The sequence below is a fragment of the Phycisphaerae bacterium genome (assembly GCA_017999985.1).
Taxonomy (GTDB): Bacteria; Planctomycetota; Phycisphaerae; order UBA1845; family Fen-1342; genus JAGNKU01.
In genome coordinates this window covers 154,231-171,731 of sequence record JAGNKU010000005.1, presented here as the reverse complement: position 1 = coordinate 171,731, position 17,501 = coordinate 154,231, and the positions used below count along the sequence as shown (strand labels likewise).

The 17,501-nt window shown below is 68.4% G+C and carries 10 protein-coding genes; 2 read left to right on the top strand and 8 right to left on the bottom strand.

Annotated features, from left to right (window positions below; translation table 11 throughout):
- Nucleotides 1-111: 111 nt before the first annotated feature.
- Together KA383_08660 and KA383_08655 are read right to left on the bottom strand one after the other, a co-directional pair.
- Entirely contained in the window at nt 112-3,318 is a 3,207-nt protein-coding gene (locus tag KA383_08660) for a nucleotidyltransferase domain-containing protein (GenBank protein ID MBP7746191.1), read from the bottom strand.
- A gap of 24 nt (nt 3,319-3,342) precedes the next feature.
- Nucleotides 3,343-5,091, bottom strand: coding sequence for a hypothetical protein (locus KA383_08655; protein MBP7746190.1), 1,749 nt, complete (start codon nt 5,089-5,091; stop codon nt 3,343-3,345).
- A 413-nt stretch (nt 5,092-5,504) separates the two neighbouring features.
- Between KA383_08655 and KA383_08650 the strand changes: the two genes are divergently transcribed.
- Nucleotides 5,505-6,791, top strand: a complete 1,287-nt coding sequence (locus KA383_08650) for a Glu/Leu/Phe/Val dehydrogenase (GenBank protein ID MBP7746189.1) — start codon at nt 5,505-5,507, stop codon at nt 6,789-6,791.
- 106 nt (nt 6,792-6,897) lie between these two features.
- Here KA383_08650 and KA383_08645 read toward each other — a convergent pair whose 3' ends face one another.
- The 3 genes from KA383_08645 to KA383_08635 form a co-directional block, all read right to left on the bottom strand.
- Nucleotides 6,898-8,169 carry a hypothetical protein gene (locus KA383_08645; protein ID MBP7746188.1) on the bottom strand — a complete coding sequence of 424 codons (1,272 nt, stop codon included), beginning with the start codon at nt 8,167-8,169 and terminating at the stop codon, nt 6,898-6,900.
- A 697-nt stretch (nt 8,170-8,866) separates the two neighbouring features.
- Nucleotides 8,867-10,225, bottom strand: coding sequence for an MFS transporter (locus KA383_08640; protein ID MBP7746187.1), 1,359 nt, complete (start codon nt 10,223-10,225; stop codon nt 8,867-8,869).
- Between the two features lie 210 nt (nt 10,226-10,435).
- Nucleotides 10,436-11,365 (bottom strand): hypothetical protein, encoded by a 930-nt coding sequence (locus tag KA383_08635; GenBank protein MBP7746186.1) that lies wholly within the window; start codon nt 11,363-11,365, stop codon nt 10,436-10,438.
- Nucleotides 11,366-11,617: 252 nt separating this feature from the next.
- On the opposite strand from KA383_08635, the gene KA383_08630 reads away from it, so the two are divergent.
- Entirely contained in the window at nt 11,618-12,292 is a 675-nt protein-coding gene (locus KA383_08630) for a uracil-DNA glycosylase (GenBank protein MBP7746185.1), read from the top strand.
- Here KA383_08630 and KA383_08625 read toward each other — a convergent pair.
- The 3 genes from KA383_08625 to KA383_08615 are packed head-to-tail and all read right to left on the bottom strand — an operon-like array spanning nt 12,222 to nt 17,462.
- Entirely contained in the window at nt 12,222-13,748 is a 1,527-nt protein-coding gene (locus KA383_08625; protein ID MBP7746184.1) for a site-specific DNA-methyltransferase, read from the bottom strand. The two genes, KA383_08630 and KA383_08625, sit on opposite strands and share 71 nt — an antisense overlap.
- A gap of 40 nt (nt 13,749-13,788) precedes the next feature.
- Nucleotides 13,789-16,953: a hypothetical protein gene (locus KA383_08620; GenBank protein ID MBP7746183.1), complete on the bottom strand. Its 3,165-nt coding sequence runs from the start codon at nt 16,951-16,953 to the stop codon at nt 13,789-13,791.
- A gap of 14 nt (nt 16,954-16,967) precedes the next feature.
- The gene (locus tag KA383_08615; GenBank protein MBP7746182.1) at nt 16,968-17,462 is read right to left on the bottom strand and encodes an HAD hydrolase family protein; all 495 of its coding nucleotides are present in this window, start codon (nt 17,460-17,462) and stop codon (nt 16,968-16,970) included.
- Nucleotides 17,463-17,501 lie beyond the last annotated feature (39 nt).

Genomic DNA, 17,501 nt, shown 5'->3' with positions numbered 1-17,501 from the left:
ACTTAAGCGAGCGGCGAGCTCGCGCAGGGCGCGTTGCAGTTCGATGTCGTCCACGGTCCGAGCCTCGGCGGGTCACCGCGGCGGCTGACGGACGCCGGCTCAGCGGCCCGATTATTCAGCCTTGATATCGTCGGACGGCGCGTGCTTCAAGGCCAGGGGCCGGGCGGCGTCGGTGACCGCGTCGATCTTGAGGGCGAAGCTGGTGCGGCTGGCGATGTCCGCATCGGTGACGATGTGAACGTCGAGCAGACCGTCGGTCTTGTACCCGGTGCGAAGGTAGTTCATCTCGCTCAGGCACAGGCTCCAGCCCTCGAGCCAGCGTTCCAGGGCCGCGCGCTGGTCGGCGCTGCCGCGGAAATGCACGAGCAGGTCGATGTCGCTGGCCGGGCCGGCGGTGCCGTTCTTCACGCTGCCGAACACGTACGCGCCCTGCACGCCGAAGCGGGTGGGGTCGATCTGGCTGGCGATGCGCTCCGCCATGCGCAGGCGCCAGCGCCAGTATTGCTCGCGCTGGGGCCGGTCCACGGCCTCGTCGGTGACGGCGGGTTCGATCGTGGTGGTCGGGGCCGCCAGCACGCCGACGGCCTCGTCGAGATCGGCGTTCATCAGGACGCGCAGCGCGCGGCCGTCGGTGGCGCGCGCCACGTCGATGACGTAGACCACATCGGACAGCGCGGCGAACTCGGGTGCCAGGTCGGCCAGCATGTTCCCGGAGCCAGTCAGAAAGCGCTCGTTGAACACCGCGCCGTCCTCGTCCGGGTACAGCGGCAAATAGCGGATCGAGGCCTCCACGAGGTCCTGGAAGAAGTGCGTGCCGAAGGAGAGGTCCGGCGTGTAGTCGCCCTTCTTGCGCGCGATCTCGATCAGCATCGCCGTGTTGTTGATGTCGGAATAAGTGACGCGCACGCCAAGCTTGATGTCGCCGCGACTGCCCCAGCGCCCCGGGCCCATCAAGATGAACTGCCGCTTAGGCAGGAGCTTGTTGAGCTTGCCGACGGCCCGGCCGACTGCGGTCAGGCGTTCGAGGCTCCCGATGCAGCTGTACTGCTCCGGGTCGACGTAGACGATGTGCGTGATGTCGGGCACGCTGCCGTTCGACACGTGGCGATGGGCGGAGAAGAGCAGTCGGTCGCGTGGTATGTCGCGCGGGATCGGCGCCGGCGTGCAGTGACGGGCGGGCGTCTGCGCCCGGCATTGCAGCAGGTACAGGTCGCGGCCGTTGGAGGCGAACTCGATGTCCACCGGCGACTTGATCTCGGTCTCGAGCAACGTGAGCACGGTGCGCATCTGCTTCAGGAATGTCGTGCGCGCGAGCAGACCCTCGAAGGTCACGACCAGGTCGTCACGCTCGAAGTCCACTTGCCCGAGCAGCGGCTGGCGCAGGTTGCCGTGGTCGTAGACGGAAACCAGCTGCTCGACACCGGGCCACTGTCCTCCGCAGGCGCGCAGGAACTGCGCGATCTCGACCGTCTCGAAACTGTTCGTGCGCAGGTTGATCACGTCGATGTACTTGGGCGAGTAGCGCACCACTTCCTCGACCGTGGCGTTGACGCGCAGGCCAGGCTGTCCGGGCGACACCAGGATGGGGTAGTCGTCGCCGAGCCGGTCGACCGCCCGTGTGCCGAGGCCGGGGACCAGCCGCACCAGGCCGTCTTCGCGCTTGATGCGCGGCGACCAGCGGAACTCGTTGTGGCTGAAGGCGACGCCGGCGAACGCTGGGGCGAAATAATCGCCGGCCCGCGTCCCCACGACCTCCTGGATCATGATCCCCATACCCTCCTGGAAATCGAGCAGGTTGCGCTCGGTGCGGTAGAGGATCGGGTCGGGGCTGAAGGTGGACGCGTAGACCTCGGCGATGGCGTCGAGCAGCGCGGCCATGCGTTCGCGCTTGTGGCCCTGGTTGGCCAGGAACAGGCTCTTGTACTTGCCGGAGAATGCCGCCCCGAAACGGTCCTCGAGCAGGCTGGAGCTGCGGACGATCAGCGGCTGCTCGCCGAACTCGTCGAGGGCCAGCGACAGGCCGCGGATGATCTCGGGCGAGAAATGCGAGTGCTTGAAGACCTGCACGATGTCGGGGTATTCCTGGCGAATCTGGTCGATGTCCTTGTACTTCTGCGTGAAGACATCTTCCAGGTGGTTGGTGTACACGAAATCATAGAGTCCGTCGGACGTCACGTACCAGGTCTTCGGCACCTTCAGGCCGGCCAGCACCTCGTTCGTGGCCGCGTGTTGCCGGACGATATGCCCGGCCAGCAGCAAGCCCGAGCTCTTGCCCCCGATCTTGCCGTGGCCCTCGCCGGGGTAGATCATCCGGTGCATCAGCTCGTGGAAGTCGCGGATGTCCAGGTAGCGCTTGGCGACGTTGATGAACTCGAGCTGCCCGGTGAGCAGCCGGCGGATCAGCGAGACGCGCAGCCCGCTCATGGTGGAGGGCGACAGCTCGACCTCGCCGTGCGTCGCGTGCTCGTAGCGTTGCAGCGCGTCGCCGACCTCGGCAAGCGACGTGTGGTAGTTCTCGAGCGTGTTGACCAGGAAGCTCGCGCGGTCCTGCTTCATCCACTTGTGGATGCAGGCCACGATCTCCGCGTCGCTGAGGTGCACCGCCGCGAGGCGAAAGGCCTCGTCCACCAGCGTCTCGGCCCGCGGACCGTTGTCTACGCGGCGTGGCCGGTTGATCTCCAGCAGGGGATCCGGCTGGGCGGGCTGCCCCGGACCGCCGAAGTTCTGGAGCAGCACGTCCGCGTCCTTCACGCCGCTCCAGCACAGGTGATTGATCATCTTGCGCGCGATGCGGAGCAGCAGGGCCTGGTCCGTCCGCCGCAGCAGGTCGATGATCACCGTCCAATCCTGCATGGTGTTGTGCGTCAGGGCGTGCTCGGTGGAGCGCCAGTCGCGCATCCCTTCCATGAGCTGCCGGTGCGTCACGCAGTTGCCGAGCCGGTCGGCGATGAAGTCGATCAGCCTCCGCTCTTCTTTCAGAAAGGGGCCTTCGTCTTCCGGCGGCATCATGCGCCTGTAAGACACTTCGAGCGTGCCAACCGGCTGGCCCCGCACCCAGATGGTGGCGCTCTGGCTCCACGGCGACTCCACGTAATCCGGGGGTTGGTAGGTCGTGCCGTTGAACATGATGCGCACCTGGCACATGTCCGGGTACTGCCAGCCGTTCGGCAGGGCCTTGATCACACCGCGAAAGACGTCGTCCAGTGATGAATCCGCGTCGTTCGCCAGCTCCTCCACGGTGTAGAGGCAGTTCAGTTCCTTGGCCCGTTCGTGCAGGTCGCGCATGATGCTGTCGATCTTGTCGCCGTGTTCCGCCATGACTACTGCTCCCGCACGCTCTACTCATGCGTGCAGTATGACCCCCCGTCCGACCCGCCCGTCGACGCGCACGTGCAGCGGCCCCGGGGCCTGCACGTGTCGCACGAAGTCCGTCTCGCTTGCCGTCGGCAAACCGTCGAGCCAGGGCCACGCGATGCGCTGTCGCCCGTCGTGCCGCACGGTGAAGTACGCCACCTGGAAGCTGGTCATGTTGTGGAAGAAGTGCGTGCCCTGGCTGGCCTCGACGTTCATGTCCGGGCGCGTTGCTTCCACGATCACGCGCGCCGCCGAGATCTGCGGCCAGGTCACCGGTATGCCCAGCCACGGGTCGCTGCTGCCCCACCGCCCGAACCCGATTAGCACGTAATTGCGACCGGCCTCTGCCAGGCGCCGGTTCAGGATATCGAGCTCCTGCGCGATCGCGCGCGTGTGCCGCGCCTCGAACGTCCCGGGTTTCACATAGACAACGTCCGTCAGCCCGTCGCGCACGCCGTTGCCCAGCACACGGTTACTGCTCACCAGCACGCGTGGGCCGTCGAGTTCGTCCTCGGCCACGTCGACACATTCGCCCGAGACCAGCATGGGGCGCAGTTGCAGGAAGCCGAACCGCGCCGGCAGCCCCCGGCCTGGCCCCAGCGTCATGGCGAACTCGATTTCCACGTCGGCCGCCAGGGCCGATTTGCAGCACTCGGCCAGATGCACGATGATCGCATTGAGTGGGACGTCCTCCAGATCGAGCAGCGGCGCGAAGGTCAGCACACGTGGTCCGGGCCGCCCCATGCCCATCACCAGCCGGTCGGCCTGCGCGTCGTACGTCGAGACCAGCGGACCCAGCACGCCGTCCCACTCGGCGTCATCCAGACCGCTTTCCACGAGGTACTCGGCCTCATTGATCGGATCGTACGGCGGAGGCGGTCCCATGTTCACCGCCCAGAAACGCGTCTGCGAGTTCTTCAGCAGGTCCGCCACGGATCCGTACGGAGCGCTGTGCCGCGGGTGCGCCGGCGAATACGTCCAGCAGACGCCGCCGTCCACGATTGTCTTGCCCAGCCCCAGGGCCAGGTTTGCGACGCCGTCCTCCGGCCGCGCCGGCCCGCTGGGATAGAAGTTGTGCGTGCGGACCACGCCGGACAGCGTCGGGTAGAACCGCTCGTTGAGCCGCTGCCCGACGATCTCCTGGATGATGACCGCCATCCGTTCGCGCTCCGGCGGCACGCGGATCGCACGCATATAGCTCTTGGCGTCACGGAAGAAGGTGGACGCCCAGACGAACTTGATGGCCTCGGTCAACCGTTGGAAGCGGACGTCAACCCGGGGCTGGTTGTTGGGGATCATCTTGGTGGCGTACGTGCCGGCGAAGGGGTGTTGCAGCGCGTCCTCGAGCAGGCTCGATGAGCGAATGGCGAGCGGCGTGTGCGAGCGCTCTACCAGGGCCCGCAGATCGCCCACGATCGTGGGTGGCAGCTCGGCGCGCTGAAACCGATGGGCGATGTGCCCGTCCGGCTCGTCGCTCAGCGCGAGCGCGTGCAGGTCATTCAGTGCCAGGAACTGCTCGAACACGTCGGTGCCGATCACCGTCAGAGTTGGGATTGAGATGTCCACGTCCGGGAACGTGCCGGGCGGGCAATGCTCCGCGAGGATGCGCTTGATCGACGCCAGCCCCGTGGCCTTGCCCCCGAGCTCGCCGCTGCCGATGACGGTAAAGTTCTCGTCGGATCCGAGGAACCGGCGGTCAAACGCGGGGTAGCTGCCGTGTGCGGCGGAATCGGGCATGTGTTCCTCGCTGGATCGTGCGCCCATGGCCCACCGCCGCCTTGGACGTGGGCGCCGGCTGTCATGGCGGGTCGGAACCGACCGCCCGTCGTATTCTAGCCCGCAGGCGGGAGGCTCACCAGCCTGGGTGTGGCGCACGCCAGCGCGGCCGGTTTGACACTCCGGCCCCCGTTCGGCTATCCTTCAGGGCTCGGCTGTCGGTTGCAGCGACAGCGCGGCAGGAGCGGATCTCGACATGCACACCGATCGTTCTCGACGGACGCAGCCCGGCCTGCGACGGACGGGAACGGATCGGACTTCACGCATCATGCGTTCTCGTGACAGGGTTTTCCACGCTACAAGCACGCCCCGGGGGCGCTCTGCCTTGCGCGGCGTGGCTCCCGCGCCGGACGGCGGGACGAAGGATGATCTCCATGAGCAGTAAGCCGTTCAATCCGTTCCAGATGGCTCAAGCCCAGTTCGACAAGGTCGCGGACCAACTCGGTCTCGACCAGGCGACCAAAGACCTGCTGCGCTACCCGCTCCGCGAATATCATTTCAGCCTGCCGATCCGCATGGATGACGGCACGTTCAAGGTGTTCCGCGGCTTCCGCGTGCAGCACAACGACGCGCGCGGCCCGGGCAAGGGCGGCATTCGCTTTCACCCGCAGGAGACGATCGACACCGTCCGGGCGCTGTCCATGTGGATGACCTGGAAATGCGCCGTCGTCAACATTCCCCTAGGCGGCAGCAAGGGCGGCGTGGTCTGTTCGCCGCACAGCCTCAGCCAGCGTGAGCAGGAGCAGCTCTGCCGCGCGTGGGTCCGGGCCGTGGCCAACAACGTCGGCCCCGTGCAGGATGTGCCCGCCCCCGATGTGATGACCAACGCCCAGCACATGCTGTGGATGCTCGATGAGTTCGAGCGCATCCACGGCGGCCGCTACCCCGGCTTCATCACCGGCAAGCCCGTCGGCATGGGCGGCTCGCTCGGCCGCACCGAGGCGACCGGCTTCGGCGTGGTCTTTACCATGCGCGAGGCGATGAAGGAGCTGGGCATCCGCGCGCAGGACACGATCGCCGCCGTACAGGGCTTCGGCAACGTCGCGCAGTACGCGATCCAGCTTTACCAGCAGCTCGGCGGCAAGGTCATCTGCGTGGCGTGCTGGGACCAGGGCGACCAGCAGGCCTACACATATCGCAAGCAGGATGGCATCGATCTCAACGCGCTGCGTGGCATCACCGACCGTTTCGGCGGGCTCGATCAGAAGAAGGCCGCGGCGCTCGGCTACGAAAAGCTCCCCGGCGACGCGTGGATCGAGCAGGACGTGGACATCCTCATCCCGGCGGCGCTCGAGCATTCGATCACCGGCGAGAACGCGGACCGCATCTCGAAGCGCGTGAAGCTGGTCGCCGAAGGCGCCAACGGCCCGACCACGCCGGACGCGGACCATGTCATCCAGGAGCGCGGCATCTTCGTGATTCCGGATTTCCTGGCGAACGCCGGCGGCGTGACGTGCAGCTACCTCGAGCAGGTCCAGAGCAACATGAACTACTTCTGGGAAAAGGACGAGGTGCTCGGCAAGCTGGACGTGATGATGACGACGGCGTTCCGGGACGTGTACGAGCTGGCCAAGAAGCGCAAGCTGTACATGCGCGACGCGGCGTACACGATCGCGATCGCGCGCGTGGCCCAGGCCTGCAAGGATCGCGGCTGGGTGTAGACGCCCGCGCGATCCGGGGAGAGCGAGTCTCCTGGCGAGCCGCGGCTCAGCAGGAGCTTCGCCCTCCCTGAAAAGGAGAGGAAGGCGGTTACACACGCCAATCCATTCATTTCCCGAAGGCGCTGCATAGCGCCTGCTGTCCCCAGTCTGCCAGGCGACGGCCCAGGACCAACGCGCCGCGGGCGAGCTGCCTTGCCAGCGGCTCACGCACGCAATCGCCGGTGTAGGGCAGCCGCGCGCCGCCGTTCACCATGACGAAATCGCTCACCTGGATCGCGACCAGGTCGTGCGAATCCAGCAGGTCAGCCCACTTGGCCGCCGTGAAGCGGTCGCTTTGTGCGGTCAGCGCAACACTGCCGCCATCCGCCAGCAGGATGCCATAGCGTTGCATCGCGCGGGCGACGACCCGCGCGCCGTCGTTCGGCAGTGTCTCCATCGGGAAGTCCGCGCGCAGCCGCAGACGCACGCCGTACGGCGGCGCGTTCGTGCCGCCGCTGGTTGCGGAGGTCGAATGTGTTGCCGGATGCAGATACACGCCGTGGCGAATGCGGCTGTTCGGCAGGATGAAGCGAATCGCGTGGTCGATCCAGCCGGCCTGCACCTCGTCGGCGTTGAACAGCAGCGGGGCGATGGGGTAGCCGGCGGCGTCGGCGCTCGTGCAGTTCTCGCCGCGGCCCTGCGGCGGGTAGACACGCGTCATGTCCCAGATCGCCAGGCAACCACCGTAGAACGTGCCGCCCACGATGTTCGCGCGCCACATCTCGTACAGCTTCTGCGTCGGTGGGTGCACGACGAGCAGGTGACAGTCGCCGTCGCTGAGGCACTCGTAGCCTTCCTCGCCCTCGAGTGCTCCGCCCGGCGGCACCGGCACCGGCGCGAAATCGCAATCCGGGTAGTACCAGTCATCCGTCTGGATGAACGGCAGCAGTGGCGTGGTCGCGTCCGCCTGCAGGACTTCGATCGAAAAGTCGATCTGCATGTGCCCCAGGCCCCAACCGCCGGCGGCCGTAAGCCACTGGATCACCGCATCGGACTGCGTGTCCTCCGGCCAGAATGAGATGTCCTGGTACCAGGTGGACTCGCGCGGGAAGTACTGCGTGCCCTGCGGCGTGCAGTTCGCCGGCACTGAGACGCCGGGGCCGTGGAAGCAGCCGGTCCAGGAGCAGAAGTCCGCGAAATCGACGGCGACATCGGGGGTGAGGCGGCAGACCTGGCATTCGGGTGCAGGCTGCGGCACGCCGGGGCCGGTGAAGCACGTTTGCAGCAGGGCAAAATCCGCCAGATCCACGTAGCCGTTGCGGTCGACGTCGGCGGGCGCGTCGGCGCGTGCTGGGAGGGTGAACAGCAGCAGCGCCAGTGCCGGAATGCAGCGCATCACGATTTCTCCGACCCCCGGTTCCACTCACCTGCGCCCAACATTCTACTGGCTGCGGCAATGGGGGTGGGGCGTGGGAATGTCGGAACGGGGCCGGGCACGCGGCGCGAGCCGGTGCCAGTTGCCGGTCGGCTCAGGGGTGCAAGAGAGAATCTTTTTGCGCGGCCTAATTGGCACACTTCGTTATTCGGACGTTGAAGTGGTCAGCATTCAGCACTCGGCATTTAGCCAGATGCGCATCCGCGCCTCCTGAAGGAAGATAGCCGCGGAGAACGCCGCGGGCGCCGAAAATGCTAGGATTGCTAGATCTCGGCGGGGTGGGCGCGGGAATGCGGGGGAATGTGGGAAGGTGGGGACGTGGGAACGGGGATGGGCACGTGGGGCGACGACGGGTGCTCCGTCAGCCGGTTGGGCTGAACGAGGAAGAGGAGGGGGTGAGGTCTGGTCTTCCAGGGATTGAAATCCCTGGCAACCGGCGTGCGCCCTGCGGGCGGGGAGACGAGGAATGGGAGGGCCGCCGGTCTTAGTCCGACCGACTGAAGTCGGTGGCAAACGCCGGTCGGCTGAAGCCGACCATGCGGGTCACGCGTGTTGGGATTGTAAACCGTGGCGGGCGCGGCGTACCTTTGTCACCCGATCACGTTGTCACCTGATCACCCCCATGCGGCTCACGTTGTCACCTTGTTACCTGGGCACCTTGTTACGCCCCCTCGATTCGCTCACTGCCGCTCGCGGCGCGGATTGTGGTCGCGACCGGGCGCGGCGGGGATGGGGGCGTCGCCGTGGCGGCCTGTTGGCGGAGCGCGCCTTGCAGCCGGTCCATCTGGATGGCGGCCCACAGGAAGGCGGCGGCGGCGGCGATCAGCGGCCAGGTGAAGCTCCCGGTCAGCTTGTACAGCAGCATCCCCAGGCCCTGAAAGATCACGCCGCGGACACCGACGAGCGTGGCGTGGATTGCGACGTATTGCGGCACTTTGTCCGGCGTGCCAGCCAGATTAACGGGGCCTAGCATCCAGCCCATCTGGACGCCGGCGAGCCCCAGGCCGTACGCGACGCTGGCGACGCCGATGCCGACGGTGCCGCGGGCGGTGAGCAGCAGCGCGGGATACAGCGCGAGCACGGCAAAGGCGATGCCGGACGTGCGGACCGCGCCGACGCGATCCATGAGCCAGCCCATCGGCAGCGTGGCGACCAGCGTGACGAGCTTGGTGACGACCTGCGTCGAGTGGGCGTAGTCCTCGTAGCGCAGGCCGAGTTCGGTGCCGAGCACCGGCAGCAGCGCATCGCACAGCATGTACGCCGCCCCGTAGGTCATGAACGCGCGTTCGTAGCGCAGGAACGTGCGATCGGCACGCAGCACCGCGCCCATGTGCAGGATCGGCTTCAGCAGGTCGCTCCACGCCGGCGGCTGCGACGCCGGACGCTCGGCGTCCAGGCGTGTGTGCTGCGCGAGCCAGAGCAGCAGGGCGATGCCGACGAGTTGCAGCCCGGCGGCGACGGGGAAGTACACGCGAAACGCGTCGTGATCGGCCTCGACCCACACGCCGAAGAGGTAGATCGACGCGATGCTGCTGGCGAGCGCGACGACGTTCAGCAGGGCGTAGACGCGGCCGCGGACGGCGTCGGCATAGAAATGCTTGAGCAGCTTGCCGTTGACCGGCGCCTGGCCGCCGAGGCCGATGGTCGCCACGACGTGGCACGCGAACATCTGCCAGAAGCTTTGGGCGAGGGCGACGCAGCCCAGCGGCAGCACGCCGACAAGCCAGAACACGATCAGGTATGTGCGGAAAGTCGTGCGGCGCAGCAGCTCATGCCAGAAGATCGAGAGCATCATGAAGATCGGGACGGCCGCGGTGACGAGCGTGGTCTGCCAGTCGCGCCAGGTCGGATCGTCGGAGCCGAAGCGCAGCCGGACGAGCATGGGCATGAGCCAGAACATGTTGGTGAAGAGCAGCGCGTTCAGCAGCGTGTAGAGGATGTGCGCGGTGAGCACGACGCCGACGCGGACGGGTGGGGCGGCAGGCGGCGCGGGCGGAACGTGAGCGGCAGTGTCGTGCATCGGGATCGAACAGACCACTCGCGAATTGGCGGATGAAGCGGCGCACCAATCCACTGATCGTAGCGCGCCGCGCACGGGCCGCCGGGGTGCGGTTCTACCCGGTGGGGGCGGTCTCGGCAATGTGGGTGCTTGTTGGGACTGCGGCCATGGCCTGGCTGCGCCAGACCGTTTGCTCTAGCATCGGTAAACGCCAGCGGGTCGCCGGGCGCGTTACTTCTCGGTCTTCTTCTCGTGCTCGCAGCCGGCCGGCTTCTCGCCTGCCTTCTCGTGGCCTTTGCACTCGGCGGGCGGCTTGTCCTTGTCACCCGCGCCGGCGCAGCCGGCCTTGCTCGGGCACTTGCCGCAACCGGCCTGGCTGCCGCAGCCGGCCGCGACCTTCGACTTCGCCTCCAGGGCCTGCGCGAACGCCGGGTTGGACACGAGCGCCGCAAAGTCCTTGCACTCCTTCGCGTCGGCCTTGACGACGTCGAGCTGGTTCGGCGGCGTGCACTCGAACGCGCACTTCAGCGTGCCGAGCGCCTTCTCCGTGTCACCGACCAGGGCATAGAGGCGGGCGGCGTCGTAGCACACCGGGCCTTCGCAGTCCTTCGGCAGTTCGAGCCGGGTGGCGATGGTTTTCGCGCCCGCGGCGTCGCTCTGATAGGCCAGCGCAATACCCTGCAGGATATCGGTCCGCGGCGTGCGCTGCTCCTGGTCCAGGCCCGCGAGGAGCTCGGCCGCGGCCTTGCTGTCGCCGGCGGTCAACTGGGCTTCGGCCAGCAGGGCGGCGGTTTCGCCGGTCTTGACCTTCTCGTACAGGGCGCCGGCGGTCGCCAGGGCCTCGCCGTTGATCTTGCGGGAGTGGTAGTAGTTATAAAGCGCCTGGCTCATCTTCTGCCACGTCTCGGGATCCTGCTCATCCTTGAGCTGCGCCCGCAGGTTGATGACGCGGCGGAGAAGCGTGTACTCCTGGAAGTATTCGCTGTTCTCCGGCTGCGCCGTGACGGCGATCTTGAACGCCTGCAGGGCGCCCTCGAAATCAGCCTTGGCGAGCAGGGTTCGGCCGTTCGCGAAGGTGATGGCCGTGTCGTCGGCCCACGCCACGGTGCTGCCCAGGATGGTGACCAACGTCAGCCCGACTACGAGGTTACGGATGCGCATCGTTCGCTCCTTGCGGATTGGGGATTACAGGATTCTATCGGCAAAGGCGGACAGGCGTCCTCCGAGCCCGCCAACCCACCTTCCGGCACATGCCCGGCAGCCGGAAAATGAAGTATAGCGGATGGCCGGTCCCGCCGGAAGTCACCGGCGTTGGCGGGCTTGCTGAGAATGCGTTGTCATCAGGGCTGGCCGCCGCCGATCACGCAGTATGATCCTGGAATCTGCGCGGCGCAGTGGGAGTTGGGGCTGGTGATGGCGGTTGGCGACGACGGCTGGCTGGCTGGTCAGGATGCGCGGGTGGTGCGGTGCATGCGCTGCCCGCGGCTGCGCGCCCATTGCCGGTTGATCGCCCGGACACGGCGCGCGGCGTACCGGAACGAGGAATACTGGGGGCGGCCGGTGCCGAATTGCGGCGACCCGGCGGGCCGGTTGTTGCTCGTGGGGCTCGCGCCGGGGGCGCATGGGGCGAACCGCACGGGGCGGATGTTCACGGGTGACCGCAGTGGCGAATGGCTGTTCCGCGCGCTGCACAAGGCGGGGTACGCCAGCCAGCCGCGCTCCGAGCACCGCACAGACGGGCTGGTGCTCACCGATTGCCTCATCACGGCGGTGTGTCGCTGCGCGCCGCCGGGGAACAAGCCGACGCCGGCGGAGATCCGCAATTGCGCGGGGTATCTGACCGAGACGCTGGCGTGTATGCCGTGGCGGGTGCTGGTGGCGCTGGGGCGGCTGGCGTGGGATGAGAGTGGCCGGGTGCTGGGTGTAAGGCTGCCAAAATTCGCGCACGGCGCCGAGTACGTGCTGGCGGATGGTCGCGTGGTCCTCGCGAGCTTTCACCCCAGCCAGCAGAACACATTCACGAAACGGCTGACGGAGCCGATGCTGGACGCGATTTTCGCGCGGGCGCGGGCGCTGTGCCGATCTTGAGCACCTGCAGGCGCAGGTCGTCCGCGGGCGTGTCGGGGCGCGCGGCGCGGAACTCCGCGAGCACGCGCTGCACACGTGTCTGGCAGATCGCCGCGATGGTGGGGCCGGCGGGGTGATCGGTGGGCTCGGGGCTCTGGATGAGGATGAACCGGCGGTGGCCGCTGTCCGCGCGATTCAGCTCGAGCGTGGCCTGGGCGGTGGTGCCGGAGCCGGCGAAGAAGTCGAGCACGAGGGCTGCCGGGTCGTCGCCGGTGGCGATTTCCAGGATTCGGCGAACGAAGCGCACGGGTTTCTTGCCGTGCGGGAAATCGACGCCGCCCTCGCGGGCGATGCCGGTCCAGGCGAGGTCGTCCCAGAGTGTGCCGGCCTTGACGCGCTTGATGACCTGGCCGTCCTGCAGCTCGGAGGTGTCTTTGAGCCAGACGAGGAGATCGGCGCGGCCGCCGGTGAAGTACTTCGTAACGGGCTGGCCCCGGTCGCGACCAGACGCAGGCACGTAATCGAGCGAGTAGAGGCCGTCGGCGCCGCGCAGCGCGGCCCGGACGCGCGTGCGGATGGAGGTCTGCGCGTTGGTGGTGCGGAAGACCCGGGCGTGGTGGCGGGCGTAAGCGGCGGCGAGGGGCAGGCGCTCGTCGTTGGCGAGCTGCTCGATCGTGGCGACCACGTGCCCGGCGTGGCGGTACAGCTCGAGGGCCTGGCCGCGGCCGTCGCGCAGCGTCGCCACGTGGGTGCGGCGACCGGAGTCGAGCAGCACGTGGCGATATTCGTAGGGCTTGCCGGCGGCGCGTTTTTCGTCGAGCAGGGCGCTGAGCGGGCGGCGCTGGAAGACTTCCGTGCGGCGGAAGTGGGCCAGGCAGCGCGCGTAGAGCAGCAGGTATTCGCAGTTCTTCTTCAGCTTCTTGTCGGCGCCGCCGCCGCTGGCGCCGCTGGATTCCTTGGTCTTGACGACGATGGTGTTGATGAAGTTTTCCTCGCCGAAGAGCGCGTTCATCAGCAGCCGCAGGTTGTGCACTTCGTTGTCGTCGATGGATATGAAGATCATGCCGTCGAGGCGGAGCAGGTCGCGCGCCAGCAGCAGGCGCGGCGCCATCATGGAAAGCCAGCGGGCATGGAGGCGGGCGGACGGGGCCAGGCCGCGCCGACCGCGGAAACGGTCGGCGTAGAGTCGGTCCGCGCCGGTGTTGTAGGGCGGGTCGATGTAGATTGCCTTGATGCGCCCGGCGTGGGTGGGCTGGAGCAGGCGCAGCGCGGCGAGGTTGTCGCCCTCGATGAGCAGGTGGCCGACCGCCGCGGGGCGCACCAACGAGCCCGAAGCGGCGAGAAAACGGTCGGCGCCGGACGCATGGGCCGCGGCCAGGGCCGCGCGCCGGCCCGGCCAGACGAGGCCGTATTCCGCGGCGTCCGTGGCGAGGGCGGAGCGGCGGGGGATGCTGGCGCCGACTTCTGTTCTGGCCATGGCTGTGCTCGCCGTCCAACCGCCGTCCGAACCGCCGGCGTCACCGCCGGATTTCACCCGTCAGCGTGTCGGTGCGGATCGTTCCGTCGTTGAGATTGATGACCAGTTCCGGGCCGGCGTGCACGTCGAACTGACCGGATTGCAGGTTCTCGAAGTAGACGCGGGCGTCGGCCTGGGGCGCGCCGCGCACGTGGATGCGGCCGAGTTCGCGATTGAACTCGATCCACGCCGCGTTCACTTCGCGGACGCGGGCCTCCTCCTGATCGCGCAGGTACACGCCGCCGGACGCGATCAGCGAGGCCAGGCGCAGCGGGGCCCGCGTGAGCACGCCGCCGCGCGCGGCGCGCGGCGCGGCCGAGTCCACGCTGAACCAGCATTCCAGCCGATCGCAGTCGAGCGTGGCGTTGCGGCTCTTGAGATTCTCCACCGCGACGGTCCGGTCGGTGCCGCGTGGCAGCATCTGCTCCACGTCCACCATTTCCTTGCCGGTGCGGTGCACGAAGACCACGCGGTCCTCGAACACGACCGTGTCACGCCGGTCGGGGCCGTCCACGCCCAGGGTGTACGTCATGCGGCCGAGGCAGCCCATCGCGGTCTGGCTGGCCCCGCGGCTGAGCAGCGCCGACGGGACGCCCAGCGCGTCGCGCGCGGGCTCGACGTCGTTGAGGCCGCGCCGATCCGTCATCAGGAGTTCCGTCTCGCCGGTCGTGGTGATCTGCCGGTTGATGATGTCCACTTCGAGCAGCGGTGCCGAGATGCTGGTGTGCACGACGGGCAGGTCTTCGCCGGGGGCGTAGCTCTCGCTGGCGACCAGCGCGTGGTCCGCGGTCAGGCGCACGGGTTCCTTGCGGAAGCGCTCGGTGGGGCCGCTGACGCGCAGCGCGAAGAGGTCATCCTTTGACGGCAAATCGCCCTGGCCGCCGAGCAGGCGCCGCGCCGTCCGCCACACATCGCGCAGCGAGAGCGTGGTCGGCGCAGGCGCGGGCGGCGCCGTGATGTCTTCGAGCAGCAGCGTCAGCGTGTCGCCCTGCAACTGCTCGTCGCCGCTGTCCGCGCGCACGTCGCCCTCGAAGCGCACCGTGTTGCGCAACCCGTCGATGTGCAGCAGCCGGCGGCTGTGCACGACGATCGGCGTGGGCTGGCTGCGCGACTCGCCCTGCAGGCTGCGCTGCGTCTTGAACGAGAGGCGCGCGAGGCCGTCGACGTGCACCGTCTGGGCGGCGCGGTCGAGGCTGATCAGCTCGCCCCGCACGGTGTACGGCCGCGCGTGGACGACGCCGAACTCGCCCTCGCCGCCGCGGACCGTGGCCGTGGTCAGCTCGTTGACGCCTGCGAACGCGGCCGCGATCTCATGCCCGCGGGCCGCGACCCGGTTGTCCGGATCGATCAGCTCCGCCGCCCCCAGCACGCGCAGCGCGCGGATCACGAACACCGCCTTGGCGCCGGGTTGTTCCGGCGGCGGCGCGAGATCGGCGGTGACGCGGTGGCCCCGAATGCTGGTCGCACCGCGCGAGATGAGCACCGCGCCGGTGGCGTCCATCTGGTACGGGTACAACTCGTGCGCGGGCGTCAGGTCGAACACCAACCGCAGATCGCCGCACTCCAGCCGGCCGTTGCCGCTCGTCAGCCGCACGTTGCCCGAGGCCTGCGCCGTGTCGAGCAGTTCCTCGAGCGTCTGCCCGCCGGCGTCGGCGCGGAAGCCGACATCGAGGCGGTGCCCGGTGAGTTGCTGCGCCCCCAGGTCCACCTGCACGTCGCCGACGAACACGGCCGATTCGAGCCGCTCGGCGGTCAGCAATGCGTCGTCGGTCGCGGTGGGCTGCGTCGTCGCCGCGCCCGCGGCGATGTGCAATTCGCCCCAGTACGCGCAGCGGATCGCAGACAGCCGGGCCGTCGTGCCCGTGCCGCGCTGGGAGCGCAGCTCGACGTTGCCGATCAGCTTGACGATGCGCGCCAGGCGGTCGATGTAGATGCTCTGGGCCGCGGCGGCCAGCTTCGCTCCCAGGCCGAACTCGACGGTGCCGCCTTCCATCGGATACAGCCAGACGCGCTGCGTGTCATCGTGAAACGCGACCTGCCCGCAGCGCACGTGGCCGTCGCCGCGCGACAGCACCACGGGGTGGCCGCGGGCCTCGAACCGCCGACGGTTGGGCTCGCCGGCCGGCGCCGCGGCCGTGGGCGTCAGTTGCAGCCGCCCGTTCCAGCGCAGGACGAGCCGTTCGCGCTCCTCGCGCGCCGGGCGCGTGGCGGGGGCGGACGTCGGGCGCGACCGGAGGAACTTGTCGGCGCCGCCGCCCACGTCGAACAACAGCTTCACTTCGTCGGCCTCCAGGCCGCCGACGCGCTCCGCGCCCCGGAACTGCTCCGCCACCAGCCCGCCGTCGAGGATGCACTGGTACGCCGTCGCGCGCCGCGGCCGCGGGCGCCGGCGCGGCGGCTCGCCGGCCTGCAGGGGTGGCGTAGGGGGTGGCCCGGCTTGCTCGTCGTTCGTCACCATGCCGAACAGGCCGGCGGCGGGGTAGAGCACGAACTCCTCGCCATGGGCAATCGAGAGCGTCTCGATCCGGTTGTCGGCCTGGTTCCAGATCAGGTGCAGCCCGCTGCCGGCGATCTCGAAATCCTCGCTGGCCACGGTCAGCCGCTCGTTGGTCTGCAGTTCGCCCAGCTCCAGGTCGAACTCGAGGCGGTCGACGCTGATGGTGATCAGGTCTTCCGGCCGTTCGGCCGCCGGCGTGCGCTCGGGCGCGGTGTCGCGATCGACGACGATGCGCACGTGGCCCGCGAGATGGCCGTTCTTGGGCCGCATCTGCGACTGTTCGACGCGGTCCACCGTGATCTGGCCCGCGTCCGCCGTGATCGTGGCGATCATCCCGCTGGGCAGCAGCATGGCCAGCTCGGGGGCCGTCACGCGAATCTCGTTCCGTGCGTCGGGCACGGGCTGCCAGTCCTGGCACGCGAACATATCCCGCGGGCGGCCGGTCTTCTCGTCGAAGCGGCGGAAGATGATCTTGCCGCCGGCGGGCACTTCGATCGCGTCGCCGATCTTGAGCGGCTGCGTCGTGGGCACCTGGGGCGTCTGCAGAGTCTCCGTGACCGGGCGCTCGACCGGCGCGCTGGCGGGCGTTCCCAGAAGCAGCCAGTACGCCGCGAAGAGCAGCCCGAGGACGGCCAGCGAAGAAACGGCAAGGACGATGTTGCGCACCATGGTTCCGGATCCTGTCAGTCGGGCCGCGCGGTTCGCGCGAGACCGTAATGGGCCTGCACTTCCGCCCAGCGTCCGGTCGCCCGCATCAGATGTTCGAGCGCCTCGCGGACGGCGCCGCGCCCGCCGGCGCGCCGCGTCACCAGTTGCGCGACGGCCTTGACCTCGTCCACCGCGTTCGCGACCGCGATCGGGAAACCGCAGCGGTGCAGCAGCGGCACGTCGGGCAGGTCGTCGCCGATGACTGCCAGCTCAGACCAGCCGAGCCCGATTTCCGCCAGCCGCGGCGCCAGGTCGGCGGGCTTGTCGCGACTGCCCTGGACCACGTGGGTGATCCCGAGCTCAGCGGCCCGCACCGCGACGGCCTCCGAGTGCTTGCCGGAGCAGATCACGACGATGCCGCCGAGCCGCTGGTACCAATAGAGCGCGAAGCCGTCGTGAACGTCGAACAGCCGCGCGCCGCGGCCGGTGTCGTCGATGTACAACCGGCCGTCGGTGAGCACGCCGTCCACGTCCAGGCATACGGCGCGGATGGCTCGCAATCGGGCGTC

Coding starts and splice junctions, on each gene's coding strand:
- KA383_08660 (MBP7746191.1), bottom strand. CDS start 3,318: ATGGCGGAACACGGCGACAAGATCGACAGCATCATGCGCGACCTGCAC.
- KA383_08655 (MBP7746190.1), bottom strand. CDS start 5,091: ATGCCCGATTCCGCCGCACACGGCAGCTACCCCGCGTTTGACCGCCGG.
- KA383_08650 (MBP7746189.1), top strand. CDS start 5,505: ATGAGCAGTAAGCCGTTCAATCCGTTCCAGATGGCTCAAGCCCAGTTC.
- KA383_08640 (MBP7746187.1), bottom strand. CDS start 10,225: ATGCACGACACTGCCGCTCACGTTCCGCCCGCGCCGCCTGCCGCCCCA.
- KA383_08635 (MBP7746186.1), bottom strand. CDS start 11,365: ATGCGCATCCGTAACCTCGTAGTCGGGCTGACGTTGGTCACCATCCTG.
- KA383_08630 (MBP7746185.1), top strand. CDS start 11,618: ATGGCGGTTGGCGACGACGGCTGGCTGGCTGGTCAGGATGCGCGGGTG.
- KA383_08625 (MBP7746184.1), bottom strand. CDS start 13,748: ATGGCCAGAACAGAAGTCGGCGCCAGCATCCCCCGCCGCTCCGCCCTC.
- KA383_08620 (MBP7746183.1), bottom strand. CDS start 16,953: ATGGTGCGCAACATCGTCCTTGCCGTTTCTTCGCTGGCCGTCCTCGGG.